Source organism: Aphanizomenon sp. UHCC 0183 (genome assembly GCF_009712065.1).
In the GTDB taxonomy this organism is placed as follows: domain Bacteria; phylum Cyanobacteriota; class Cyanobacteriia; order Cyanobacteriales; family Nostocaceae; genus Dolichospermum; species Dolichospermum heterosporum.
Genome location: NZ_VILC01000003.1, coordinates 70,492 through 94,476 on the forward strand (window position 1 = coordinate 70,492; position 23,985 = coordinate 94,476).

At 40.4% G+C, this 23,985-nt stretch carries 23 protein-coding genes and 2 tRNA genes; 15 read left to right on the forward strand and 10 right to left on the reverse strand.

Annotated features, from left to right (window positions below; all coding sequences use genetic code 11):
- Nucleotides 1–148: 148 nt before the first annotated feature.
- Complete coding sequence (locus FJR37_RS01585; RefSeq protein WP_168465111.1) at nt 149–835, reverse strand: hypothetical protein; 687 nt, start codon at nt 833–835, stop codon at nt 149–151.
- A gap of 557 nt (nt 836–1,392) precedes the next feature.
- Between FJR37_RS01585 and FJR37_RS01590 the strand changes: the two genes are divergently transcribed.
- The 7 genes from FJR37_RS01590 (at nt 1,393) to FJR37_RS01620 (ending at nt 5,783) form a co-directional block, all read left to right on the forward strand.
- A complete protein-coding gene (locus tag FJR37_RS01590) occupies nt 1,393–2,292 on the forward strand; it encodes a DUF2382 domain-containing protein (RefSeq protein WP_168465112.1) in 900 nt (299 codons plus the stop codon).
- A gap of 43 nt (nt 2,293–2,335) precedes the next feature.
- The gene (locus FJR37_RS01595) at nt 2,336–2,512 is read left to right on the forward strand and encodes a CsbD family protein (protein ID WP_072033607.1); all 177 of its coding nucleotides are present in this window, start codon (nt 2,336–2,338) and stop codon (nt 2,510–2,512) included.
- 382 nt (nt 2,513–2,894) lie between these two features.
- Entirely contained in the window at nt 2,895–3,524 is a 630-nt protein-coding gene (locus FJR37_RS01600) for a signal transduction histidine kinase (STHK), LytS (protein ID WP_168465113.1), read from the forward strand.
- 14 nt (nt 3,525–3,538) lie between these two features.
- Complete coding sequence (locus FJR37_RS01605) at nt 3,539–4,009, forward strand: BON domain-containing protein (protein WP_053538304.1); 471 nt, start codon at nt 3,539–3,541, stop codon at nt 4,007–4,009.
- A 45-nt stretch (nt 4,010–4,054) separates the two neighbouring features.
- Entirely contained in the window at nt 4,055–4,504 is a 450-nt protein-coding gene (locus tag FJR37_RS27585; RefSeq protein ID WP_039201509.1) for a CsbD family protein, read from the forward strand.
- A gap of 279 nt (nt 4,505–4,783) precedes the next feature.
- Nucleotides 4,784–5,230, forward strand: a complete 447-nt coding sequence (locus FJR37_RS01615) for a hypothetical protein (protein ID WP_256366857.1) — start codon at nt 4,784–4,786, stop codon at nt 5,228–5,230.
- A gap of 199 nt (nt 5,231–5,429) precedes the next feature.
- A complete protein-coding gene (locus FJR37_RS01620) occupies nt 5,430–5,783 on the forward strand; it encodes a cation transporting ATPase C-terminal domain-containing protein (protein ID WP_217355149.1) in 354 nt (117 codons plus the stop codon).
- Between the two features lie 426 nt (nt 5,784–6,209).
- Here FJR37_RS01620 and FJR37_RS01625 read toward each other — a convergent pair.
- Nucleotides 6,210–6,282, reverse strand: a tRNA-Ile gene (locus FJR37_RS01625).
- A gap of 239 nt (nt 6,283–6,521) precedes the next feature.
- Here FJR37_RS01625 and FJR37_RS01630 point away from each other — a divergent pair.
- The 4 genes from FJR37_RS01630 (at nt 6,522) to FJR37_RS01645 (ending at nt 10,158) form a co-directional block, all read left to right on the forward strand.
- On the forward strand, nt 6,522–7,217 hold the full coding sequence (locus FJR37_RS01630; RefSeq protein ID WP_039204401.1) for a hypothetical protein: 696 nt from the start codon (nt 6,522–6,524) through the stop codon (nt 7,215–7,217).
- A gap of 54 nt (nt 7,218–7,271) precedes the next feature.
- The gene (locus FJR37_RS01635; protein ID WP_168465114.1) at nt 7,272–8,615 is read left to right on the forward strand and encodes a hemolysin family protein; all 1,344 of its coding nucleotides are present in this window, start codon (nt 7,272–7,274) and stop codon (nt 8,613–8,615) included.
- 241 nt (nt 8,616–8,856) lie between these two features.
- The gene (locus FJR37_RS01640) at nt 8,857–9,741 is read left to right on the forward strand and encodes an ABC transporter permease (protein WP_168465115.1); all 885 of its coding nucleotides are present in this window, start codon (nt 8,857–8,859) and stop codon (nt 9,739–9,741) included.
- Between the two features lie 21 nt (nt 9,742–9,762).
- Nucleotides 9,763–10,158: a hypothetical protein gene (locus FJR37_RS01645; protein WP_168465116.1), complete on the forward strand. Its 396-nt coding sequence runs from the start codon at nt 9,763–9,765 to the stop codon at nt 10,156–10,158.
- Nucleotides 10,159–10,204: 46 nt separating this feature from the next.
- On the opposite strand, the gene FJR37_RS01650 is transcribed toward FJR37_RS01645, so the two are convergent.
- Nucleotides 10,205–10,642 (reverse strand): peroxiredoxin, encoded by a 438-nt coding sequence (locus tag FJR37_RS01650; protein WP_168465117.1) that lies wholly within the window; start codon nt 10,640–10,642, stop codon nt 10,205–10,207.
- A gap of 148 nt (nt 10,643–10,790) precedes the next feature.
- On the opposite strand from FJR37_RS01650, the gene FJR37_RS01655 reads away from it, so the two are divergent.
- Together FJR37_RS01655 and cobQ are read left to right on the forward strand one after the other, a co-directional pair.
- Complete coding sequence (locus tag FJR37_RS01655) at nt 10,791–11,195, forward strand: Npun_F0494 family protein (protein WP_168465118.1); 405 nt, start codon at nt 10,791–10,793, stop codon at nt 11,193–11,195.
- Nucleotides 11,196–11,485: 290 nt separating this feature from the next.
- The gene (gene cobQ / locus FJR37_RS01660) at nt 11,486–12,958 is read left to right on the forward strand and encodes a cobyric acid synthase CobQ (RefSeq protein WP_168465119.1); all 1,473 of its coding nucleotides are present in this window, start codon (nt 11,486–11,488) and stop codon (nt 12,956–12,958) included.
- Between the two features lie 428 nt (nt 12,959–13,386).
- Here cobQ and ftsH2 read toward each other — a convergent pair whose 3' ends face one another.
- Nucleotides 13,387–15,273 (reverse strand): ATP-dependent zinc metalloprotease FtsH2, encoded by a 1,887-nt coding sequence (gene ftsH2, locus FJR37_RS01665; protein WP_168465120.1) that lies wholly within the window; start codon nt 15,271–15,273, stop codon nt 13,387–13,389.
- A gap of 748 nt (nt 15,274–16,021) precedes the next feature.
- Between ftsH2 and FJR37_RS01670 the strand changes: the two genes are divergently transcribed.
- Nucleotides 16,022–16,240 carry a type II toxin-antitoxin system HicB family antitoxin gene (locus tag FJR37_RS01670; protein WP_027401897.1) on the forward strand — a complete coding sequence of 73 codons (219 nt, stop codon included), beginning with the start codon at nt 16,022–16,024 and terminating at the stop codon, nt 16,238–16,240.
- Complete coding sequence (locus FJR37_RS01675) at nt 16,237–16,416, forward strand: type II toxin-antitoxin system HicA family toxin (RefSeq protein WP_039204393.1); 180 nt, start codon at nt 16,237–16,239, stop codon at nt 16,414–16,416. The genes FJR37_RS01670 and FJR37_RS01675 overlap by 4 nt, the downstream gene beginning before the upstream one ends.
- Before the next feature lie 304 nt (nt 16,417–16,720).
- Here the strand turns inward: FJR37_RS01675 and FJR37_RS01680 are convergent, their stop codons facing one another.
- The 6 genes from FJR37_RS01680 to FJR37_RS01705 all read right to left on the reverse strand — a co-directional run bounded on the left by FJR37_RS01680 (nt 16,721) and on the right by FJR37_RS01705 (nt 23,883).
- On the reverse strand, nt 16,721–17,203 hold the full coding sequence (locus tag FJR37_RS01680) for a hypothetical protein (protein ID WP_174763372.1): 483 nt from the start codon (nt 17,201–17,203) through the stop codon (nt 16,721–16,723).
- Nucleotides 17,204–17,333: 130 nt separating this feature from the next.
- Nucleotides 17,334–18,776: a glutamate--tRNA ligase gene (gene gltX / locus FJR37_RS01685; protein WP_168465121.1), complete on the reverse strand. Its 1,443-nt coding sequence runs from the start codon at nt 18,774–18,776 to the stop codon at nt 17,334–17,336.
- Nucleotides 18,777–18,875: 99 nt separating this feature from the next.
- A tRNA-Asp gene (locus FJR37_RS01690) sits at nt 18,876–18,949 on the reverse strand.
- A gap of 688 nt (nt 18,950–19,637) precedes the next feature.
- On the reverse strand, nt 19,638–21,110 hold the full coding sequence (locus FJR37_RS01695; protein WP_168465122.1) for a serine/threonine-protein kinase: 1,473 nt from the start codon (nt 21,108–21,110) through the stop codon (nt 19,638–19,640).
- Nucleotides 21,111–21,197: 87 nt separating this feature from the next.
- Nucleotides 21,198–22,379 carry an esterase-like activity of phytase family protein gene (locus FJR37_RS01700; protein WP_168465123.1) on the reverse strand — a complete coding sequence of 394 codons (1,182 nt, stop codon included), beginning with the start codon at nt 22,377–22,379 and terminating at the stop codon, nt 21,198–21,200.
- 61 nt (nt 22,380–22,440) lie between these two features.
- Nucleotides 22,441–23,883 (reverse strand): TM0106 family RecB-like putative nuclease, encoded by a 1,443-nt coding sequence (locus FJR37_RS01705; RefSeq protein ID WP_168465124.1) that lies wholly within the window; start codon nt 23,881–23,883, stop codon nt 22,441–22,443.
- Nucleotides 23,884–23,985: the final 102 nt, after the last annotated feature.

The following is a 23,985-nucleotide window of genomic DNA, read 5'->3' on the forward strand; positions in this document are numbered from 1 at the left end:
AGAAAGAAAGAAGAAAGAAAGAACGAACGAAAGAAATTTCTCCCCCACTCCCCCAACTCCCCCACTCCCCCTACTCCCCCTACTCCCCCACTCCCCCCACTCCCCCTACCCCCCCTACTCCCCCTACTCCCTCTACCCCCTACCTCCTCTACGTACGTCCACGCAAGAAAACATAAATCTGATTGAGATAACTTTCCCATACTTGGGTAGTAAGTTGCAGGGTTTCTGCATTAGGAACAAAGTCTTCCACCCGTAATCCGCGGGTGCTGATTGCTTGAGGATTTTGTAGTAAATAGGCAGGGATATTCGCAGTCAGACTATTGAAAGCTACAGTTGGAGAATTTATCTCTACCATAGGTGGGATGATATTTTGCCCAATATCGGAGATTGTGGAATAAGGATTTGCCGGACCAAAGGCGACTAAAGTAGATGGGGCAGTTGGCCGATTGATGTTCATCCCCTCAACTGTAGCAACTGGTGATCTGACGAGGAAGTAAGCGATCGCTGGTGTGCTGGACAAAAGCAAAACCGTCAACGCCCATCCTAATAAAAAACCGCCCGGTTTATCAATGCCACCGCCTTTGATTTTTTGAGCAGCTAAAAACAACATTAAAACCGAAGCACCCAAGGGCTTGAGCGGGAAGGAGATAAATCGCCACAACGAAGCCACCGCTGGTTCACTAGGATTGAGGAATGCTAAAGCTAAAACAACTATGACCAATCCTAAAAGAAATCTGCCGACAAAAGTTACTGATGGATAGAATCTTTGAAACAAAGAAAAGGCTACAACACCAATTAAGAGCCATAGCAAAACCCGGCTTAATAACTGAAACATAAATTAACTCTCTAATTTTTTAGCGCAGTAAGCCTAAAGACCGCAGGAAGTGGATTAATTTTATCGTCAAGCTGACTTAAAAATACCTCACACCTCACAACCAAAGATTACCGCCGTAGTGATTTTAGTGCAATTTTTTGACACCGAGTGTATTATTTGCGATTTTCCCCAAGGGGAATTTTTAAATTATTTGGCTATAAACGAATTTATACACTTTTAATCCCACACAGATCATACAGATCCCCGACTTCTTGAAGAAGTCGGGGATCTGAAGTCGGGGATCTGGCACTTTCCTACATATTCACTCAGTTAAGAATCTCCGTCTATTGACATACCAGCATAATCAACCCTTTGATGGACGGTCTTAATCATAAAAATAACTAATGTATACATATTAGAACTAACAGAACAGAAAAACTAGTAACCCAATTGTACCAGGTTCTAATGTTGAGAATAATTTGATATTTGATGACATCAACTGATGGTGGAAGTGCAACGGGAGCAAAATTATCAACCTGTTGCCTGCAATATCCATAAAAAGTGGAGAGGGAAATAGTATGTCTCTTTTGAAAATCAAAGAATTTGATCCGAATTATCGAGAAAGTTTTGAAGGCAAAGACATCAAAGGAATGGGTGTCTATGCAACCGCAGATGAAAAAATTGGCACAGTCAGCGATATTTTAGTAGATGAACAAGGACATTTTCGCTATTTTGTTGTTGATTTAGGTTTGTGGATTTTTGGGAAAAAAGTTTTATTGCCGGTTGGTCGTTCGCGCATTGATCATACATCTGAACGGATTTATACAGTGGGAATGACCAAACAACAAGCAGAGAATTTACCCGAATTTAACGAACACAAAGAAATTGATTATAACTATGAAGAACAAGTCAGAGGAGTATATCGTTCCGAAGCATTCTTAGAAAGTTCCGGTTCTGTAGATACAGCCAGTTCTCGACCTGCGGGAGCTACTATGGTAGCCCCTCCCATAGCCCCACCAAGAAAGTCAGGTAACGGTAGTGGCTATGACTATCAACAAGAACCTAATTTATATGCCTTGAATGATCAGGATCATCAAACTTTCAAACTATATCAAGAACGATTAATTGCCAACAAAATCCGCGCCAAAACGGGAGAAGTGATTGTTGGGAAACATACAGAAACAGAAAAAGCGCGGGTTTCAGTTCCCATAGATAAAGAAAGAATTGTCATTGAACGAGTCACTCCTACAACTGCGGGAGAAACGGTGGCTTTAGGTAGCGACAGCTTTGGGACGACAGAAGTGAGTCGAATAGAACTTTATGAAGAAACTGCGGATATTCATAAAGAAGCTTTCTTACGAGAAGAAGTCAGAGTTGATAAAGTTGTAGATCACGAAACTATTGAAGCGGAAGAAACTCTGCGCCGAGAAGAATTGGATGTTAACACCCAAGAACATCCGAATGTGGAAAGAAGATAAAACCCAGATTTCGCGTTAGTAAATTTCCCATTAGGAGTAGATTATGAAAAATAGAGCTAAGGCAACTGCCAAAAACATTGAAGGTAAGGTTCAAGAAGCAGTAGGTGATTTAACCGGAGATCCAAAAACTCAAGCAGAAGGCAAGGCAAAACAAGCAGAAGCCAAAGTTCGCCACGCAGTTGAAGATGTGAAGGATCAAGCCAAAGAAATGATCGAGTAGATTAAGTAATTGGACAAAAATATTTACAGTCATTGCGAGAGAAGGGAAGCAATCACGACCCTTGGGATTGCTTCATTTCACTTCGTTCCATATGGCTAACGCCACGCAACGCTTACGCAATGACATTGTGTAATTAATTCTGTCTCACTACTTAACTAGTGGTCTGTCAAATTTATTTTGACGGGTAATGATCGGAAAAAACTTCTGTTCTTCCCTCCCCTGCCTCCCCTGCCTCTCTTCTCCCCCTGCTTGCCTTCACCCGTCATTTTCGGGTTGACAGACTACCAGGCAGGGGCAGGGAAATAAGACTTTTTGATCTTACAAACTAATTCTTAATTACCTTGTTACCTGCCACTTATTCCCTTTTTAAGAGGATAAAGAAATGACCTTGATTAATAATAAACGAGCAGTGGGCGTATTTTCTAGTCACCAAGAGGTAGAAGATGCTCTGAATGAACTGCGAGATAACGGATTTGACATGAATCAGGTATCTGTGATTGCTAAACATGATGAAGACTTAAATCAGCGATACCAAATTGGTGAAACACGAGTTCAAGAACCAACAGAAACCCGTGAAATCGGCCATGAAACCACTCATGAAACCACTCGTGTAGAGGAAGGCGCGAAAACTGGAGTCGAGGCAGGAGGAGCAGTTGGGGGGTTGGCAGGGTTACTAATTGGGTTAGGAACTCTAGCAATTCCAGGGATTGGTCCAATTATGTTAGCCGGAGCAGCAGCTACAGCGATCGCTACTACTATAGCCGGTGGAGCTATCGGAGCGGCAGTTGGTGGGTTAATTGGTAGTTTAGTAGGTTTAGGAATCCCTGAACATCGGGCGCAAGTGTATCACGATTATGTAGTTGACGGAGATTATTTAGTAATTGTAGATGGCACAGAAGCGGAAATCCTGAGAGCAGAAACCATTTTCAAACACAAGGGAATGCGTGAATGGGAAGTTTACAATAGTCCAACCATTAGCCGTTCTGCTAATCCTGTTGTCTCGCGTGTGTAAAAGGGATTGGAAATATGAGAAAAATTACGCTTTTAGTCCTCAGTAGCATTTTACTTCTGGGAACGGTTGCTTGTGACAATAAAGCCAAAACTAGCAGCAGTGCGCCAGATACTACCGAGAAAACGGGTGAAGTTCCCACAGACAAAACAATTTTAGCCAATCAAAAAGACGCAACTAGCCAAGTTCGTCGAGATCAACTCAACGCAGATATTCGCGCCCGTGAGCAACGCAATAACGTCACTGGAGGGAATGCAACCCGCGCTAATAGTGATCTTGCCAGTGAGGTTCGTTCTAAGTTGGAGGCGAATATCCCCTCTAGTCAATTAACTGTGGCTGCTAAAGATGGGGCAGTTGTCGTGGTTGGAAATGTCCAGACTCAAGAACAACTAAATAAAATTAATTCTCTTGCTAAAGAAATCAAAGGTGTCAGAAGCGTCAAAGTTGTAGTCAAAATTGTTCCAGCCGTACCCAGTCCAAAACTATAACCGATAGTATTTATTAATTAACAACCTATAAATGAGGAGAATTTCATGAATCTATTTTCACAATTTCGCAAGTTTTTTCTCGTCATTAGTTTAGTTTTATTTCTGGGAATTTTCACGGCTTTTACTTCTGAGGTTAGTCTCGCCCAGACTCAAATTGCCACAACCATGAATCGAGTCGAAGCCACAACTAAAAATATTGAAGGTAAAGTTCAAGAAACTTTCGGTAATGTGACAGGAAACAAAAAAGATCAATTCATGGGCAAAGCCAAACAAGCTGAAAGTAAAGTTCGTAATGCAGTCGAAGATATAAAAGATACGAAGTGGCAACCCAACTCAAGAGCAACTAAAAATATTGAAGCTAAAACTGAAAAAGCCATAGATAATAGTATTGTCAACCCTAAGTATCTACCTGGTGGAAAAACTAATGATATAAAAAGTGAATCTCGTAACCCAGCAAATAAAATGAAAGAAGAGCTTCGCAACACTTTTAAGTAATCCTGAATTAAAACTTGTAGGTTGGGTTGACGCAAGGAAACCCAACATTTTTAGGATTTATTTGCTGGAAATTAAGAGGATGTTTCAAAAGTATCAGAATTAATCGAAATCCCCCCAACCCCCCTTACAAAGGGGGGCTAAATTCCTCAAAGTCCCCCTTGAAAAGGGGGATTTAGGGGGATCTGCGGGTGTCAGATCCCACACGAAAAAGGTTATGTTAATCCTATTGATGAAGCAATTCGTAATCATCAATCTTTTGATATTTCTGCATATAAAAAGCTGGATGAAATTCCCTATGATTTTAACCGCAAACGTTTAAGTATTTTGTTAAGTCAAGATAATCATCTTTTGGTAATTACAAAAGGAGCAATTGCTAACATTCTCGATATCTGCACTACGGTAGAAATGGCAGAAAATAAAGTAATTAATATTGAACCAATCCGGCAGCAAATCCAGCAAAAATATGAAGATTTAGGTAGTCAAGGTTTTCGCACTTTGGGCGTTGCCTATCGAAATATAAATACTAATCATATCACGCTTAAAGATGAAATTAATTTTACTTTTTTGGGCTATTTGGCTTTATATGATCCGCCAAAATCCGATATCAAAAATACAATTATTGATCTAGCAAATTTGGGTGTTACTTTGAAAATGATCACCGGTGATAGTCACGCCGTTGCTGCTAGTATTAGTCAGCAGGCTACTAGTACAAAACGGCGTAAATAAACCAACCATTCTAAATCCTCCAAAAGCCTATACTGTCTTCATTTTGACTTTTGACTTTTGACTTTTGACTTCCGCCTTGCGGTACTAGTGCCAATTTTGGGAATATGTTCAGCATGGCAGGTGTGTCTCTCATGTTGCCTTTTTTGCCTCTATTACCTAAGCAAATCTTACTCACTAACCTGCTACCGATTTTCCTGAAATGACCATTGCAGCGGACAGAGTAGACCCGGAACTAGTTAGCAAACCCCGGAGATGGGACATTCACTTTATTAGTAAGTTTATGTTGGTGTTTGGGTTATTGAGTTCTGTATTCGACTATCTTACTTTTGGGGCGTTGCTGTTATTATTACACGCTGACTCAGCACAATTCAGGACAGGTTGGTTTATGGAATCGGTAATTTCTGCATCTATGATTGTGTTGGTAATTCGTACCCGTCAATCTATTTTTCACAGTAAACCCAGTCCATACCTGTTTGGTGCGACAATAGCGATCGCTATCATTACATTAATTATTCCCTATACTCTGTCCTGGGATTTCAAGCCTTACCTTTGAGTTTTGTCCTCATTCTAATGGCCATAGTCGCCCTCTACGTCACGGCTGCGGAAATTGTTAAGGGTATTTTTTACAGTCGGATCAAGTTTTAAAAAGATACAGCAGATTTCAGATTAATGAGATACACTATCTAAATTCGGCGTTGGTGAATGGAAGTGTGACTTTATCAGGCTTCGCCCCGCTTCGCTAACACGCAGAGGCGCAGAGGCGCAGAGGCGCAGAGAGTAAGAGTTTGAGAAATGGAATTTTTGATTTTCATGTCTTAACGCCCTAAATTCAAAGCCAGACAGTAGGGGTAGTGCCTCCGTGCCTACCCCGGTATTTGGGGCAACTACGGGGGGGTTGCCCCTACAAAATTGATTGGTTTAGGGATTTTTACTTAATTTTGCACAGGTACTCACTCGTGAGTCCTGAATTATTGCAAAGTGCGCCCTGCTGGAATCGAACCAGCCTGAAGACGAATTATGAGTTCGTTGCCTCCCCAATCGGCCAAAGGCGCTTATTTACTTGGATTTCAACCTTGTAATTTCAGCTTAGTCATTTATTTTATGACTTTACTTTAACCACAGTACACTATCATATCATAATTTGGCAACCTATAAACAATCATCAAGAACAATTCCCGATTTTTCTTCCTTGTAGGACTGTAGGGCGGTAAGTTTTGCTAGAATTGGGAATGCCAAATTCAAAAATCCCCATTAGCATATATAGTAACTAAATCTAAATTTCTATTTTCTAATGAAAATAAATACTACTGTACTACTAACCTTAATTTTGTTAACTCTGATGTTGGGTGCCGGTTCTGCAAGTGGTTTTTTGGGCTTTACCCTGGGGAGTATGGCACTTAAAGGTGTGACTACACCAGATGGTCGTCCTGTGACTAAACTTAACAGCAACAAGGCTAATAACCCCCAGGAGGAAAGTGTAGCTTTCTTAAAAGAAGAAGATATTCTCGAAACCGTGAAATCACGAATTAACGACGAAAAAAAGGGTAATAAACCAGACAAATCAGAAGAAGAAGAGATTAAAGTTACCAAGCCGCAACCAAAGGAAACACCCGTCGTCGAAGAGACTTCTCAACCAGGATTTCCTGTAACGGCTGAAAGTGAAGGTGTTACCATGTCTGTAAAATCTATCCGCTATTCCGGTGGTGATTTACTACTAAAAGTGAATATGCAGAATAAAGGTGGCGAGTCTGTGCGGTTTCTCTATAGCTTTTTAGATATTACTGATGATAAAGGCAGGACTTTGAGTGCAATTACCGAAGGTTTACCCGCAGAACTGCCCGCAAAAGGTGCAGAATTTAAAGGTACAATCAGCATTCCTACCGCTTTACTTGATGATGTCAAGCAGATATCTTTATCTTTAACTGATTATCCGGCTCAAAAACTCAAGTTACAATTGTCTGATATTCCTGTAGAGAAAGATAATTAAGATTCGATTTGGGATTTTCTGCTCCAGTTGTCAAATTCTACACTATCTTAGACAGTGAGTGCTTTTTCTACTTTAAGTTGGACAGATACAGGACTGCGATTGTGTAGCGTGCTAGTGCTAATTGCTATCAATGCCTTTTTTGTGACGGCGGAGTTTTCAATGGTGACGGTGCGACGAACTCGGATTCAACAGTTGGTACAAGCCGGTGATATTCGAGCGATCGCAGTGGAAACATTACAACGTAGTATTGATAGACTACTATCTACAGCCCAATTAGGTATTACCCTTTCTAGTTTGGCACTGGGTTGGATTGGCGAAAGTACAATTGCTGTATTGGTAGAAAAATGGCTCGATTCTTGGCCATTAAGTGTGAGAATTAATTACTTACTCGCTCATTCTTTATCGGTCCCCATTGCCTTTTTTGCTATTGCTTACTTACAAATTGTTCTAGGAGAATTGTGTCCAAAATCAGTGGCTATGTTATACTCAGAACACCTAGCTAGATTTTTGGGACCATCTGTTAAATCTATAGTCCGGTTTTTCAGTCCCTTTATCTGGGTTCTTAATCAATCAACTCATTGGCTATTACGATTGTTTGGGATTGAATACACGGGTCAAAGTTGGCGACCGCCTGTGACACCGGAAGAGTTACAATTAATTATCTCTACAGAACGAGAATCTACGGGTTTAGAAAATGCTGAACGAGAACTTTTAAATAATGTCTTTGAATTTGGGGATATTACCGCTGAAGACATCATGATTCCTCGCACTAGCATTATTGGTATCCCCATAACTGCGAGTTTTCAAACCTTACTTCAGGAAATAGCCACCACTGGTCACTCTCGCTATCCTATTATTGGTGAATCTTTAGACGACATTCGCGGTATAGTTTACTTTCAAGATCTAGCACAACCTTTGGCGTTAGGAAAAATCACACCAGAAACACAAATCCAGCCTTGGATGCGTCCACCTCGATTTGTACCAGAACAAACGCTTTTAAGTGAACTTTTGCCAATGATGCAGCAAGAGAAACCCGCTATGGTGATGGTGGTGAATGAATTTGGGGGAACTGTGGGACTGGTAACTATTCAAGATATTATTGCAGAAATTATTGGTCATGCTGGCGGACTTGACAGTACCAATGATTTACTGATTCAAATGGTAGACAAACAGACATTTTTGGTGCAAGCGCAAATTAATTTAGAAGAAGTTAATCAAATCTTACATCTCAATTTACCTTTAATTAGAGAATATCAAACTTTGGGCGGATTTTTGCTCTATCAATGCCAAAAAATCCCCAACAAAGGTGAGATATTTCATTATGACAATCTTGAATTTACTGTTATCTCTGTGACTGGTCCGCGTCTTCACCAAATCCAAATTAGAATTTTAGCTTAACCGAAAGATATTATTGGATATTGGTTATAATGTAGTATTAAGAATTATAAATATTCTTTGCTAATTAAAAACTACAGAGATGTTTATAATTGATACATTTTTCCGAATTCAGAATGCTTGCGCCAACAGAAAACACAAGAGAAAAATATTCTTCATTTTGACTCGGTGACTCCTGACTGGGCGCAGGACCTGCGCCCCTACCTCCTAAATTCTTACATACATTTTAACGGTAGCACTCCCTATGAATAATGATAAAGCAGTGATGAATTGGCAAGAACTCACCGCATCTAATGTAGTGGTGAATACAAACTCCAATTTCTTGGCAGAAATTGTTCAAGAAACTTTTGCTTTAACCCGTCGTCTATTTATTCAACTCCAACGTCGTCCCTCTAGCCTGATAGCTGGGATTATTCAGCCTGTTATGTGGTTAGTTCTGTTTGGGGCTTTATTCCAAAATGCTCCCAAAGGTTTGTTTGGTAGTACGACAAATTACGGACAATTTTTAGCAGCAGGTGTGATAGTATTTACTGCCTTTGCTGGGGCGTTAAATGCCGGCTTACCTGTGATGTTTGATAGAGAATTTGGCTTTTTAAATCGCTTGCTGGTTGCACCTCTAGCCTCCCGCTTTTCAATTGTTTTTGCTTCTGCTATTTTTATTATTAGCCAAAGTTTACTCCAAGCAGCGGTAATTGTGGCAGCAGCGGCATTTTTAGGGGCTGGTTTACCTGATATTACAGGATTATGTGCGATCGCTCTCATTGTCTTTCTCCTAGCTTTAGGTGTCACCGCTATTTCTTTAGGTTTAGCCTTTGCATTACCCGGACATATTGAACTTATCGCCGTAATTTTTGTAACTAACCTCCCATTATTATTCGCCAGCACAGCCTTAGCGCCTTTATCTTTCATGCCCGGTTGGTTGCAGGTTATTGCTACCCTCAACCCTCTCAGCTATGCAATTGAACCCATTCGCTATTTGTATTTACACAGCAGTTGGGGATTAAATGATATCGTTATGCACGCCTTTTGGGGTGATGTTACCTTTGGGGTAGCGTTGTTAGTATTACTCGGTTTTGCATTAGTAGCTTTATTGAGTATTCAACCTCAACTACGTCGCAGTCTTGCTTAAAAATATATAAGGGTAAATTTCATGAAAAGTCCATTTTTACCAGTTCGCAAAATTATTGTTGCCACTATCGCCGGCATGAGTTTCGCTTCTCTGTTAGGAGTATCACCCACCTTAGCTGATCCTAATCAACCTTTTGGGACTTTGGAAAGCGATCGCAATAGCAATACCTTATCTGGTAACGGCTCAGATTTCAACCCGCTCAGTCTCATGCACTCATTACAAATGAGCAATACCCAATGGAATGCGGAACAACAAAATCAACAGTTAGATCCAGCCATAGCCGCATTTAAGGCAGAACAACAGAAACTACTTCAACCTCAACTACAACAAAATCCAGGCACTTCTGCCATTATCCCTGGACAAAATCTCTTTCCTTTACAGATTTTACCATCATCAGGTAAATTACCCGTTAAATAGGAAATACTGGGCGCAGACCCTGCGCCCCTACGGAGTTACTTAATGATTAAAGTCCCAGTTTTGCTAAAACATCACTGGCGTGGGTGGGGGTATTCACGGCTGTATCAACATGAATGATTTTACCATCACCATCAATTATGTAGGTAACGCGCTTGGCGTAACCACCACCATCAACATCATAAGCGGTGATGATGCTTTTGTTGGTATCAGCTAATAAAGGGAAATTCAGACTATATTTGGAAGTAAATGCTTGGTGGGCTACTTCATCATCAGCACTCACACCCAACACGACGATACCTTTACTTGTATAGTCTGACTGAGCATCGCGGAAACTGCAAGCTTGTTTAGTGCAACCTGGTGTGTCATCTTTGGGATAAAAGTAGAGAACCACTGTTTTACCAGCAAAATCAGACAATGAAACTGTGTTGCCGTTAGTATCTGTAGTGGTAAATGCAGGTGCGTCTGTACCAACTGTTAGAGGCATAATTCACCTTATCCTGTTCAAAAAATATTCATGCAATCAAGATTTTACAATAATTTACAATATTTAAATAACTTGCTTACCGAATATTCTGCCAAAGAGGTATTTATTTTCAAAGCATTGACAAAAAGCCCAACTTAGAGTAATAAAAATGCCTACTGTGGATTTCTCAAACCTTAAACCCTTAGTTTATACTAGCAAAGCCCTAGAAAGAGCGGAGCGATCGCTAACCTGTTCCCCCTTTAACTTGAATTTGTTTATAGCCATGACTAGCCAAAGTATCCAACTCGGTGCTATAGCAATGGAGAAAGGAACTCAGCAAAATTACACCAAGCAACCCTTATCAGAATTGACCTGTGAAAACGCTTTAGCCTGGTTAATTGATGTGGGAGTATTGCGGCGAGAAGTTGATGGTCAAGGTATTACAGACAGTTTTCGCCTAACTCCCTTGGGTCATCAATTGATTGTCAAGTTAAAAGATCAGAAATTGCCTAATCCTTCCCTGAGCGATCGCTACAATGATTTTATGACTCGTTGGTTACGTTTACCCTTTTAGCCGAAATTAATTGTGCTTAGGAACGCAAATTTAATAACCTGCAATTCTGATGTAACCTGGAATGGTGCGTTACGCTGTCGCTAACACACCCTACTTTTGCACCTTATTTAATTCACATTCCTTACCTCGTTCCTAGCCTCCGGCTAGGAATGCCAACGCTGAGGCTCTGCCTCATGTTAATAGTCACCCACATATTTGAGAAATTTCGTCAATGCGTAAGTCCTAGAAAAGAATAACAATTTATTTACAGATGCACTACTGAATCTCAACATACTAAAATACAGTTAAAAATGAAATCAATCATGGTAGTGGGAACAACATCCCACGCAGGGAAATCACTCATAACCACAGCTATTTGTCGGATTCTTTCCCGGCGCGGGTTGCGAGTATCTCCCTTTAAAGGTCAAAATATGGCTTTAAACGCCTATGTTACCGCCAGTGGCGGCGAAATAGGCTATGCTCAAGCAGTGCAAGCTTGGGCGGCGGGAGTAGCCCCCCTGGTAGAAATGAACCCAATTTTACTGAAACCTCAAGGGGATATGACATCGCAAATTATCCTCAAAGGTAAAGCCATAGGTAAAGTCAGCGCCACAGATTATTACGAACAATATTTTGAGATTGGTTGGCAAACCATCAAAGAATGTCTACAATACCTATCTACAGAGTTTGATGCCCTCGTTTGTGAAGGTGCTGGTAGTCCCGCCGAAATTAATCTCAAACACAAAGACCTAACTAATATGCGGGTGGCAAAACACCTAAATGCACCCACACTTTTAGTAGTTGATATTGATAGAGGTGGAGCATTTGCTCATATTATTGGCACATTAGAACTATTAGATCCAGACGAACGCGCCTTAATTAAAGGAGTTGTCATTAACAAATTTCGAGGACAGCGCTCAATTCTCGAACCCGGAATTAAATGGTTAGAAGAACGCACAGGTATTCCTGTTGTCGGCGTGATTCCCTATTTAGAACAGGTTTTCCCAGCGGAAGACTCCCTAGATTTACTAGAACGCAAACCCACAAAAGCTAACTCTGAACTAAATATTGCGGTGATTCGTTTACCCAGAATTGCCAATTTCACAGATTTTGACCCCTTGGAATCAGAACCATCAGTCACAGTAAAATATTTACATCCTAAGCAAAGTTTAGGACATCCAGATGCAGTAATTATCCCAGGAACAAAAACCACCATTGCCGATTTAATTACCTTGCAGAAAAGCGGTATGGCAGAAGCAATTCAAAACTATGCGGCTTCTGGTGGCACGGTTTTAGGCATTTGTGGCGGGTTTCAAATGTTGGGACAATCTATAGCTGATCCAGAAGGCATGGAAGGACAAGTTGGTAAATATCCAGGGTTAAGTTTATTACCCATGAAAACAGTAATTACTGGTCAAAAAACTGCCCGTCAGCGTCAAGTTACCTCCAATTATCCCCAAGCGGGTTTACCTGTGACTGGGTTTGAAATTCACCAAGGGCGCTCGCGCATAGAAAACCCAGCAGATCAAAAATCCTGTCAGCCTCTATTTGATGATGCTAATTTAGGGTTAGTAGATAGTTGTCAATCAGTTTGGGGAACTTATCTACATGGAATTTTTGATAATGGTCCTTGGCGACGAGCTTGGGTAAATCGTCTCCGGCAACAACGGGGTTTGAAATCTTTACCCACAGGTGTAGCGAATTACAAAGAACAGCGGGAGCAAATGTTAGATTCTTTAGCTACTCAAATTGAAGAGCATTTAGACTTAACACCGTTTATATAAGTAATTGGACAAAAATATTTACAGTCATTGCGAGCGAAGGGAAGCAATCACAACCCTTGCGATTGCTTCATTTCACTTCGTTCCATATGGCTAACGCCACGCAACGCTTACGCAATGGCATTGTGTAATTAATCCTGTCTCACTACTTAGATTAAGATTTTTTTCAGTTCATCTGATTTAACTAGAGTGCGTTTTAACGCACTTTAGCTTTGAGACCGGAACTTCAGTTCCGGGCGGGAATGTTGCAGCCAAACAAATAAGCTATCCCTAAGTTGACACGAAAAAAAGAGATTTATGGTATTGACAAACAATTTTAAAAATGTTATCATCCAATAGACGAGGAAGAACCATCTTGCAATTATTCAATTATAAAACTACAAGATCCCCGACTTCTTTAAGAAGTCGGGGATTTGATTCCAAATTAAACCTTACAGCATGGGTGCAAACTGAGATTTATCAGGGACTTCCGCGTACTCAGCCACAATTTGCCGAAGTTCGTCGCCATTAATGGTTTCTTTCTCAATCAACAAATCAACCAAACGATCTGCGAGACTACGATGATCACGCATGATCTTCTTAGCGTTGGTATAGCATTCTTCCACAATCATTCTGACTTGACCATCAATACGACAAGCGATCGCTTCAGAATACTCAGAACGGGTTGTCCAGTCACGACCCAGGAACACTTCACCCTGTTGGCTTTCCAGAGATAAAGGACCCAAATCAGACATTCCAAATCGAGTTACCATTTGTCGTGCCATTCCTGACAACTGCTGTAGATCTCCACCCGCACCGGTGGTGACTTCCGCTGATCCAAAAACTACTTCTTCAGCAGCCCGACCACCCAAAGCCCCGGTAATTCTGGCTTTTAGCTGAGAACGGCTAATTAGACCTTGTTCCTCATTAGGTGTAAACCAAGTTAAACCCTGAGCTTGTCCTCTGGGAATCAGAGTCACTTTTTGCACGGGGTCATGGTCTTTAAGTAAAGTCCCGACCAAAGCATGGCCGATTTCATGGTAAGCAATCAGACGCTTACTCTTGCTGTCTATCAAGGGAGTACCTTCCATACCAGCAACTACCCGATCAACAGCATCATCAATTTCTAGTAAAGTGATGCCTTCTTTCCGTCTTCTCGCTGTGAGAATCGCGGCTTCGTTGAGGAGGTTAGCTAAATCTGCACCGGTAAATCCAGGAGTCCGGCGAGCGATCGCTTCCAAAGATACGCTAGGATCTAACTTCTTATTTCTAGCATGAACTTGTAATACTTCCAAACGACCTTTAATGTCTGGTGCATCTACAGTTACTTGTCTATCGAAACGACCAGGACGCAACAAAGCAGCATCTAGGACATCAGGACGGTTAGTAGCAGCAATAATAATAATGCCAGTATTGCCTTCAAACCCATCCATTTCTGTTAATAATTGGTTGAGGGTTTGTTCCCGTTCATCATTCCCACCACCAATACCTGCACCCCGTTGACGACCCACAGCGTCAATTTCATCAATAAAGATGATACAGGGAGCATTATCTTTGGCTTTTTTAAACAAGTCACGGACACGGGAAGCACCCACACCCACAAACATTTCCACAAATTCCGAACCGGAGATAGAGAAGAAAGGTACACCAGCTTCACCAGCGATCGCTTTTGCCAGTAAAGTTTTACCAGTTCCTGGAGGTCCAACCAATAGTACACCCTTGGGAATGCGAGCGCCCACAGCAGTAAATTTCTCAGGTTGCTTGAGGAAGGTAACAACTTCTTGTAATTCTTCCTTCGCTTCTTCAATTCCCGCTACGTCGTCAAACTTCACCCCAGTTTTCGCTTCCATTTGGAAACGAGCGCGGGATTTGCCGAAATTCATTGCTTGTCCAGGACCACCGGGAAGATTATTAGAGCGCCGGAACAAAAAGAACAAGCCAGTAATCAATAAAACTGGGAAAACTAAATTACCCAAAAGTCCCCAGATTGCCCCATCGTTTCGCATCGGATGAGCATCGAAACTAACTTGCTTCTCCCGCAGCTTTTGGATTAATTCCGGGGCATTCACTGGCAAATCTACCCGCCAGCGTTGGGTGCGGTTTTCGATGTCTTGGTCATTAGCTTCAATAATTGCTGTTCTACCACCATCGTATAGGTCTACATTGGTGACACGATCTGCATCCAAATATTCCAAAAAGCGCCCATAGGTCATGCGGGTACTGGCAGCGTTTTTACCTGTCTCCGCAGGAGCGCCTGCAAAAGCGCCTTGCCAGAAGAAAAAGCCGATTACCAAAGCCAACACTGACCAGAGTGCTACGACTCTCCAAGAGAATTTCATCTTTAATTTGCCTCTAGATACTAATATGACTGCTTTTGTAACGGATGTTCATAAATCCATTTTGTAATTTGAGCCATAAAACGTCGGTTTGCTTATGGCCGATTCATGAAGTTTGTCTAGAATCTTAATTAAATTTAACCTAATTCTCATACTAATACCAATTAAAAATTAAAAATTAAAAGTTAAATATTCCCAAAATCTGACACAGTAAGGATTTGGGGCTAATTTATATTTTGCTATCCCTAATACTAATTTTATGCTGGACTGCACAGGACTACCAAATTCATTTATATTATTCATGCTTTAAAGCTCAATACAATGCAAAGGTTACGGAGAATGAACCACGAAGAAACGAAGAAGCGAAGGTAAGAGTTTTAGAGAGATTTTTCCTGATGGGCGATAGTGTAGCATATTAATTCTGTGTATTTTTGGAGGGATTGTCCGAAAAATTATTGGTGTTACCGTAGTTTACACAGAAAACATCTGTTCCAGGCACTTTCTTATAAAAATATGGCGATACATTTTGTGCATGAAGTTTTATGGGATAAGGGATTCAGAATTAACACCCTAGTGATAGTGTCATCGCTGATCTTGTAACTAAGTAGGTTGGCGTTAAAAATTCTCGTTATGACAAGGGAACAGGGAAGAGGTTTTGGGCAACTTTACTTTTCGTTACATATTTCGGTTTTTTTCCATTCACCTACTTAATCATCGTTTAAAATATAGTAGACTTCTTGTGGAAATTGCTATGAAAGCAGAGTTAACAGCCATCATTGAGAGAGCAGCGGAAGGAGGATACTGGGCAATTTGTCCAGAAATTTCTGGTGCTAATGGTCAAGGTGAAACCATTGAGGAAGCGAAAGAAAACTTGAAACTTGCTATTCAATTGATTATTGAAGATCGTATGGCAGATATCCGCAGGGGAATCACAGAAGATGCGATAGAAGAGACTATTTTAATTCCATGAAACGTAAAGAATTAGAAAAAAAGTTAAGACAAGCAGGTTGTTACCTAAAACGAGAAGGTGGTTCTCATTCTTTATGGATTAATCCTCAAACAGGTGTCATTGAGGCTGTACCAAGACATACAGAAATTAAGGAATTTTTAGCCCAGAAAATTCTTAAAAACTTAAATGCCGAATAAGTAGGTGAACACAATAAAACCAATCTGTGTGAAGAAAAGTAAAATCGCCCAAAACCTCTTCACTCTGTTCAACCTTCTTCCATGATTGGATTAGGTTGGTTAGCTATAATGCTGGGATACAGACTGGAAACATCAATTTTGGCAATGTGTTTGTGTAAACCTGGTACTGAAATTACCAATTTTTAACGCCAACCTACTTAGACATCTCCGAAAAATATTGTAGAGCCGAGAATCCCTAGCCATGTAACATCTCTACAAGGGTTTCAAGTCACGCACATTTAATTCTCACAAGATGTCTAATGATTTACTTGCCTTCCGTAATTTTCAATGTATAAGGTAGGGATTCATCTTCCTTGTAAGAACCAATCCAAATTTGATAAGTACCCGGTAGCCATTCCCCAACAATACCGGGGTTTTTACCGTTAAAGTCATCATTGCACCAAGTTCCACCAGGTCCTTTAATAATCATGGTGGTGTCCGCCGGACTTTCGACTACTAATTTCAGATAGTCAAATTTACTGGTAAGTTTCAAGGTATGGTCTGGTACTTCATCCATAAATCCTTGACAAGGGCCAGTTGGTGGTGTTTCTGCTTTTCCTGCTATTTTGCTTCCTTGTACTGAACCACCACTCATTCCCCTGACTGTCAAGGGGTCTGGAGAAAATGGATGTTGAATAGTCACATCTCCAAAAATCGGCGCGGCTGTTTGAGCATGAGCCACTGGAATAAATCCGGCTGTAACGCAGAGTACAACTATGATTCCTGTAGGAAAAGCTGTTTTTGACATTGCAATTATAGAAGAGTGCTAAATACCTTTGAAGACATGAATTTACGGTCTCAAGTTCCTTTACAGAAAAGACTTGAGTACCGCCGGGAGAATTTAAAATTCCAGAAAATTCTGACCCAATACCCGGAAATTAATTATTGCTAATTGCTTGATTTAAGCGGGATTTATCTAAACCAATCTGATTAAGTAGTAACCAAGACTGAATTAAATCTGGTCCATGTACATCCCCAGTTAATGCGGCTCTGAGCGATCGCATCACTAAGCCTTTTTTCACTTTTTCTGATTTCACAACCTGCTTAATAATATCCTGGGCGACATCACCAGTTAACTCCGGCTGACTTTCTAAAGCTGCAATAATTACTTGTAGTACAGTCTTCACCCCTGCTTGCTGTAATTGTTGACTGCCTTCCTCAGTCAATTCTACCCCCTCAGTAAAAAATACCTTGGTCATATCCACAGCATCCACCAACCGAGTCAAACTAGCAGCAATTAACCCCACTAGCTGCTCTAACCAAGGATGTTCTCTCCCACCAGTAAATTGAAACCCAGCTTTTGACCAGAAGGGAATAACTAAATCTGTCAGCTTATCAACTGGCATACTGTGGAGATATTGGCTATTCAACCAATCCAATTTATCCCAGTCAAACTTAGCACCAGCTTTATTCACTCGCTCAAAGCCAAAATCCTTAGCTGCTGATTCTAAATTGAAAATTTCTTGCGTGGAATCCGCTGGCGACCAGCCTAGCAAAGTCATATAATTGACTAAACCTTCCGCCGTAAAACCCATTTCCTGAAAGTCACAAATGGAAGTTACTCCATCCCGCTTCGATAATTTGCGCCCTTCTTGATTCAAAATCAAGGGCGTATGGGCAAATTCGGGAATTTTTGCCCCTAAAGCTTCATACAACAAAATCTGTTTAGCAGTATTGGCGATATGGTCTTCACCACGAATGACATGAGTAATCTGCATATCAATGTCATCCACAACCACCACAAAATTATATAGTGGTTGACCTGTACCATCACTAGCAGCGCGAGCAATCACCATATCACCACCCAAATCGCTACCCCGCCAACTCATTTTCCCCCGGACTAAATCATTCCAGACAATTTCTCGGCTGTCGGCGATTTGGAAACGAATCACAGAAGAACGTCCTTGAGCTTCAAATTCAGCCCTTTGTTCTGGGGTAAGGTGACGGTGACGGTTATCATAGCGGGGTGCTTCCCCTCTAGCTTTTTGACCTTCTCTCAAAGCATCTAACTCTTCCGATGTAGTGTAGCAGCGGTAAGCTAATCCTTGGTCTAGTAATTTTTGAACTGCTTCCTTGTAAAGATGTAGGCGTTGAGATTGAAAAAATGGACCTTCATCCCAATTCAATCCTAGCCAGCGTAGTCCATCCAGAATATTATCTGTGTATTCTGGACGCGATCGCTCTAAATCAGTATCTTCGATTCTTAAAATAAACTTGCCATCATGGTGACGAGCAAACAAATAATTAAATACAGCCGTTCTCGCTGTACCAATATGTAGATTTCCGGTAGGACTCGGAGCTATGCGAACTCTGACAGTCACAGTTAATTCTCTCTTTTACAAATCATGATTACACATACTGAAATTAGAGCCTATGAGTTTGCCTTATCAACTCTTTATCTCATATTCAGTATTTTAGAACGGGACTGACGGGGCTCGAACCCGCAACTTCCGCCGTGACAGGGCGGTGCTCTAACCAATTGAACTACAGTCCCTTGCGTTTTGCTTAACTTGCACTCTCACTATTATGCCCAGTCTTTTTATATTTGTCAAGTAGTTTGAGAAAAGATTTTTTTTAGAGGCAATTAGAGAATTCCACAAAAAGAAATGCCCAATGTCATTCTGTTCACGCAGCGTGTCAGAGGCATTACAAAACGAAGTGTAGTGAAGAATCTCTTGAGATGCTTCGTTTCCCTATGGCTAACGCCACGCTCCGCGAACGCTACACTCAGCATGACAAAACAGGATCATTTATTTTGTGGCTTACTCTTAAGAGACTTCCCATTAAAAAAATACCCAAAAATTTCTTGTGGTGCGGGACGAATTGCCCGCTAATCATCAAGGACGGGCAGGATGCCCATCCCACAAAATTGGGTAATTTATTTTTTGGTGTTCCCTAAGAGACTTCCCATTAAAAAAATATCCCAAAATTTCTTGTGGTGGGGGCTGAAAAGCCCGCTAATAATACAAGGTTCAAAGGCTCTCCCCGTTGCGGGGAGAGGTTTACCAGAGGGGTTTCATATTTGGTTAAACTATGAACCGTTTTCAGTATATTTATACGTAATGGGACAGAATTAATTACACAATTGATTTTTCTGTTCCCAGTTAAGAGTTAAGAGTTCCCTCTCTCAACGAGTGAATTTAATTTTGTCCGACTACTTACAGTGCCTAAATCCTACAAGTTCATGATTTTAACTGCTTTAGTATCTCTAATTTTATATATTCATATTGCTGCTTTAACAAGCTTTTGCTAGTTCCGAATTCCGTAGAAGCTTTCATGCTCTGACTTTGTTGCACCCAATTCTTCAGATTTTGTGTTTGTAAGGGAGAAATACTAATACTGAACATATTAGTACAGCAATGTGAAGGTTCTAAGGTAAAGAAAAGTAAGGAATAGGACTCATTTTCCGCCAATGACCACACCAATTTGAGATTTTGGGAATTTTGCATATCTAAGTAACATGGTAGCCACTTAGGGGTAAGGTCATGGTCGTAAAGTAGTGTTATCCATAACAACATCGGATGGGGATGTGTAATAAAAATAAATCGAGTGTAGCGTGTAGTATAGGCATAATTTTGAATTTCTAATTCTGGTAACATTATCCATAAAGAAGCTGTAGATACTTTTTTTTCACTAATGAGTTGAGGAAAAACAATTTTTTGAGTTGGCTTATTTTGAGGCCAAATAAATTGTTGATCAAGTATGATTTTGGTTTGAGATAATTCAGAATTTCCCAAACCTGAATTTAAAGATGCTTGCTCCAAGGATTGTTCTATTTTATCCAGACCCTGGAGAATTTCCGTCATATTTTGGGGACGTTGACCTGGCTTTTTAGCTAAACAACTAATAATTAAATCATCGAGTTGCTGTGGAACTTGGAGACTGGGTTTTATATCTGATATATGTTTTGGTGATTCAAATAAATGTACTTGATACCAAGCCCCAAATCCTTCCGCTGCTGGTTGCCAAGGTTTTTGCCCTGTCAACATTTCAAACATGACTACACCTAAACTATAAATATCAGAACGACTATCTATATCTCCACCGTCTAATTGTTCAGGAGAACAGTATGCTAAAGTTCCATAACATTTTTCATTGGTGATCATTGATTCTGTACTATTAAGAAATTTGGCGATGCCAAAATCCAATATTTTAACTAATTTACCTAAGATGGGATCTGGAGTAACAATAATATTAGCTGGTTTAATATCTCTATGAACTAATGGCTGAATTTTTCCATCAATATTGACACCTTGATGAGCGCACTTTAAGCCTAAACAAATTTGCCGAGTTAGATTGAGAAACATGGGGATAGACAGAGGAATTAATTCCTTCAAACTTTGTCCAGATAAATATTCCATGACATAATATGGGTTGCCATTAGTAGTTACACCATAATCATAAGCATGAACAATATGAACACTCTTTTGGCTTAAAGCCGCGCTGAGAAGAGCTTCACGGTTAAAGCTTTCCTGTCTTTGAGTATCAATAACAGTTTGAGATAAAAACTTAATGGCTACTGGTGTTCCTCCCAGCAGCATATCTTCTGCTAGAAATACCTCACCCATGCCACCTCTTTCAATTAATGTTTTAATTTGATAACGGTTGGCTACCAACTCCTGATTTTGTGGAGGCAGGTATGGACTATTATTCACGTTAATAACCTCTACAGTCACTGAGAAGCCCACACTCACCCGTTCGCGCAAGCGTGCAGCAAGGCATAGGGGAGTGTGTGGAGTATGTCACAAGTTAGGTATTCTAAAGCGGCGTAATAATTTGGTTAGTGGAGATTCAATTTTCAGCTTAAAGGCTAAAATTTGGGTTTGTTGTAGTCCATTAAAATTATTATCGCTGATTAAAATTAGTGATGGTTGCCCGTCGGGGAGTTTTGCACCTAAGGTTAATCCCTCAATATTATCTAATGATACATCTAAAGTTCGTAAATCTAAGAGGAGTTTTTTTGCTGCTGGCTGGATTTTATCAGGGTCAATTTCGGTAATGTTGTCTAAGCTATGGATGTCTGTGGCCTTATTTAGGGAAACCTGAAACAGAGAAACTGTAAATCCCAAACCTGTGAAACTTCTTTCTATACTGAGAAAGGTTCCTGCATTATCGATCGCTACTAAATCAGGTAAGCCACTGGCAAATTTACCTGTAGGATTAAACAAGGGTGTCACTGGTTGTGTTTGGTAGAGAAATTCCTGTTCTGGCTGTTTGGTTAAGAGGTTATATTGCAAAATGCGGCAAGATGTACCAACACCTGATTGGGCTGCTGTACCATCTTGAATTAAGGCGTTTTCGGTGGCTGTAAATAGAAGTTTTTGATTCGGTGTAATGGTGAGACTTTCAAAGGCTAAGTTGTTGCGAATGCCTTTTTGCTTTTGAGAATCTGGCAAAAATTTATCCAGTATGGGTAAGGTATTAATTGTTTTTCCAGAAGCTAGTGCAAACTCTTTAATAAAGGGATTGATGAGTCTGTCTACATCACCTTCTGAGGAAACAAATATGGTATCTTTATTAGTGAGGGCAACTCCTTCTGTATCAGTAGTATTGAGGAGGAATGGTTGATTATTATTATCTAATAAGTTCGTTACACCTACGGGAACAACTCCATTATTATTTAGTTTACCTTTACTCAGATCAATTGTTAAAGTATAAAAACGAGGTGGTGCTTCTTGCCCTCTGTCATCAGATATTGCGTAGTACAAGTTATTTTTGGCATCATAAGTAATTCCCGATAAACCGCCAACTTCGGTTTTTTGGAAAGTTAAACCTGTGGGTAAGGTAGCTTGACCAATAAATTCTATGCTGTTGATGATGAAAGAAGCGGAAGCGAAATTATTAACCAGAAAACTAATCAGAATTAGTGAAGTTGCCAAGATAAGAATCAGGAATGGTTTCCGAAATTTTGGAAGATGCAACATAGAATAATAGTAGGGGCGCAGGGCCTGCGCCCAGTTAGAAATTAGGAAGAAGAAAGAAGTTTTATGCACTTGTGAAAAAAGCAACCAGCCAATCTTTGACAGTACGGGTGGCGCGACAGTCATCTTCGTTGTAGTCTTGGATGATTGTTAATAAAGTGCGATCGCCTGTTTCTAACCACTTATCATACCAGTAAATACATTTAGCACCATTGGCTTCTTGTTCACGCCATTCAAACCCCACCCAACGGGCAATAGTTTTTAACGCATAACTATCTATTGGTAAAGCCACACTTTGAATTAATTGTTCATAAATATCAACAAACCGATTCAGGAGAGGATGAATTTGAGCATGAGGTGTGCGGTACAGTTTTCCCAGGCGTTTGACTGTATCCACTTCATAAGCACAAAAATGATAAATTGGTGCTTGGGGATATTGATTCACTAAATTTAAAAATTGTTGCCAAATTAGAGGTTCTTGTTCTGGTTGTTCCGCCAAAAAAGCATAAAACTGTTCAGTATTAGCAACTCTATCCACAACTAAAACACCTAAAAGATAATTTAAATTTAAATCTGGCTGGGCTTCAATATCAAAATAAAGTTCAATCGGGGCTGTAAAAGTCAGATATTCTAAAGAAAAGGAATCAGCAAGAATCAAGGGTTGTTTGGTGAATACAGATTGGGCTTGGACAACTAATTTAGCTGCCACATTACCATCAAATCCTGTTAAGTTTTCTAAGGTGCTAGGATGGGTCTGTGCCAGTGCTTCTAAAGTAGTGATGTCCAAATTTTGCAGTTGAGTGTAGCGAATCGGTGTTACACCTGGCAACAGAGACAGATGTTCTTGAGATCTCGCTTTCGCATAACAATAATTATACCAGGGACAAAGATTACATTTCTGCCGAGAAATAAAAATTTCCGGTGCTTCCACCGACTCAATAACTTGAATATATTCCTCTAAAATATCCAGCATTTGTGGTGTCCATTTGTCCAAATCCACCACATAAGTTTTATCTTTATCTCGCAATATCAGCCCAGCCTGACTCAGAATCACATCCTGAACCATAGCTAAAACTTGGGCGTGAAAAGCAATAACTACCTGATATTCTTGCTTAGGACGCTTACCCAATTCAATATTAACCGGGACATAGTTCCAATTTCCAAAACGGGATTTACCCGGCTGTTTCACAAGCAAATCTGGGCGACTCAGCAAAGTATATTTTTCATAATAGGTAGTTAATATTACACCACGACGAATATAACTCACCCCTTGCTGCATCAGTGCTAGAGTTGATGCTGCTCCTGCTTGCCAATCACTCGCAACATAATCCGGTTCGGAATAACTTAACTTTCTGACTATCCGCTGATGATGAAGGCTTTTGTCCTTCTGCACCTTCAGCATTAACTCATTGGGAATCTCTCGCTGAAGATAATCACCATGAACATCTAAAAAAGGTCGTCGCTGACAGCGTTGAAATTGTAGTAAAAGTTGAGCATTGATTAACATCCTTTTAAGCTAACAATAATTCAGAAATTACAGGACAGTTAAGAATTGCATTGTTCAGCCAAATAGTGTAAGTAGGTTGGCGTTGAAAATTGTCGTTATAGC

Excerpts from the sequence above, each read along its gene's own strand:
- FJR37_RS01585 (WP_168465111.1), bottom strand. The coding sequence starts at position 835 with ATGTTTCAGTTATTAAGCCGGGTTTTGCTATGGCTCTTAATTGGTGTT.
- FJR37_RS01590 (WP_168465112.1), top strand. The coding sequence starts at position 1,393 with ATGTCTCTTTTGAAAATCAAAGAATTTGATCCGAATTATCGAGAAAGT.
- FJR37_RS01595 (WP_072033607.1), top strand. The coding sequence starts at position 2,336 with ATGAAAAATAGAGCTAAGGCAACTGCCAAAAACATTGAAGGTAAGGTT.
- FJR37_RS01600 (WP_168465113.1), top strand. The coding sequence starts at position 2,895 with ATGACCTTGATTAATAATAAACGAGCAGTGGGCGTATTTTCTAGTCAC.
- FJR37_RS01605 (WP_053538304.1), top strand. The coding sequence starts at position 3,539 with ATGAGAAAAATTACGCTTTTAGTCCTCAGTAGCATTTTACTTCTGGGA.
- FJR37_RS27585 (WP_039201509.1), top strand. The coding sequence starts at position 4,055 with ATGAATCTATTTTCACAATTTCGCAAGTTTTTTCTCGTCATTAGTTTA.
- FJR37_RS01620 (WP_217355149.1), top strand. The coding sequence starts at position 5,430 with ATGACCATTGCAGCGGACAGAGTAGACCCGGAACTAGTTAGCAAACCC.
- FJR37_RS01630 (WP_039204401.1), top strand. The coding sequence starts at position 6,522 with ATGAAAATAAATACTACTGTACTACTAACCTTAATTTTGTTAACTCTG.
- FJR37_RS01640 (WP_168465115.1), top strand. The coding sequence starts at position 8,857 with ATGAATAATGATAAAGCAGTGATGAATTGGCAAGAACTCACCGCATCT.
- FJR37_RS01645 (WP_168465116.1), top strand. The coding sequence starts at position 9,763 with ATGAAAAGTCCATTTTTACCAGTTCGCAAAATTATTGTTGCCACTATC.
- FJR37_RS01650 (WP_168465117.1), bottom strand. The coding sequence starts at position 10,642 with ATGCCTCTAACAGTTGGTACAGACGCACCTGCATTTACCACTACAGAT.
- FJR37_RS01655 (WP_168465118.1), top strand. The coding sequence starts at position 10,791 with ATGCCTACTGTGGATTTCTCAAACCTTAAACCCTTAGTTTATACTAGC.
- cobQ (WP_168465119.1), top strand. The coding sequence starts at position 11,486 with ATGAAATCAATCATGGTAGTGGGAACAACATCCCACGCAGGGAAATCA.
- ftsH2 (WP_168465120.1), bottom strand. The coding sequence starts at position 15,273 with ATGAAATTCTCTTGGAGAGTCGTAGCACTCTGGTCAGTGTTGGCTTTG.
- FJR37_RS01670 (WP_027401897.1), top strand. The coding sequence starts at position 16,022 with ATGAAAGCAGAGTTAACAGCCATCATTGAGAGAGCAGCGGAAGGAGGA.
- FJR37_RS01675 (WP_039204393.1), top strand. The coding sequence starts at position 16,237 with ATGAAACGTAAAGAATTAGAAAAAAAGTTAAGACAAGCAGGTTGTTAC.
- FJR37_RS01680 (WP_174763372.1), bottom strand. The coding sequence starts at position 17,203 with ATGTCAAAAACAGCTTTTCCTACAGGAATCATAGTTGTACTCTGCGTT.
- FJR37_RS01700 (WP_168465123.1), bottom strand. The coding sequence starts at position 22,379 with ATGTTGCATCTTCCAAAATTTCGGAAACCATTCCTGATTCTTATCTTG.
- FJR37_RS01705 (WP_168465124.1), bottom strand. The coding sequence starts at position 23,883 with ATGTTAATCAATGCTCAACTTTTACTACAATTTCAACGCTGTCAGCGA.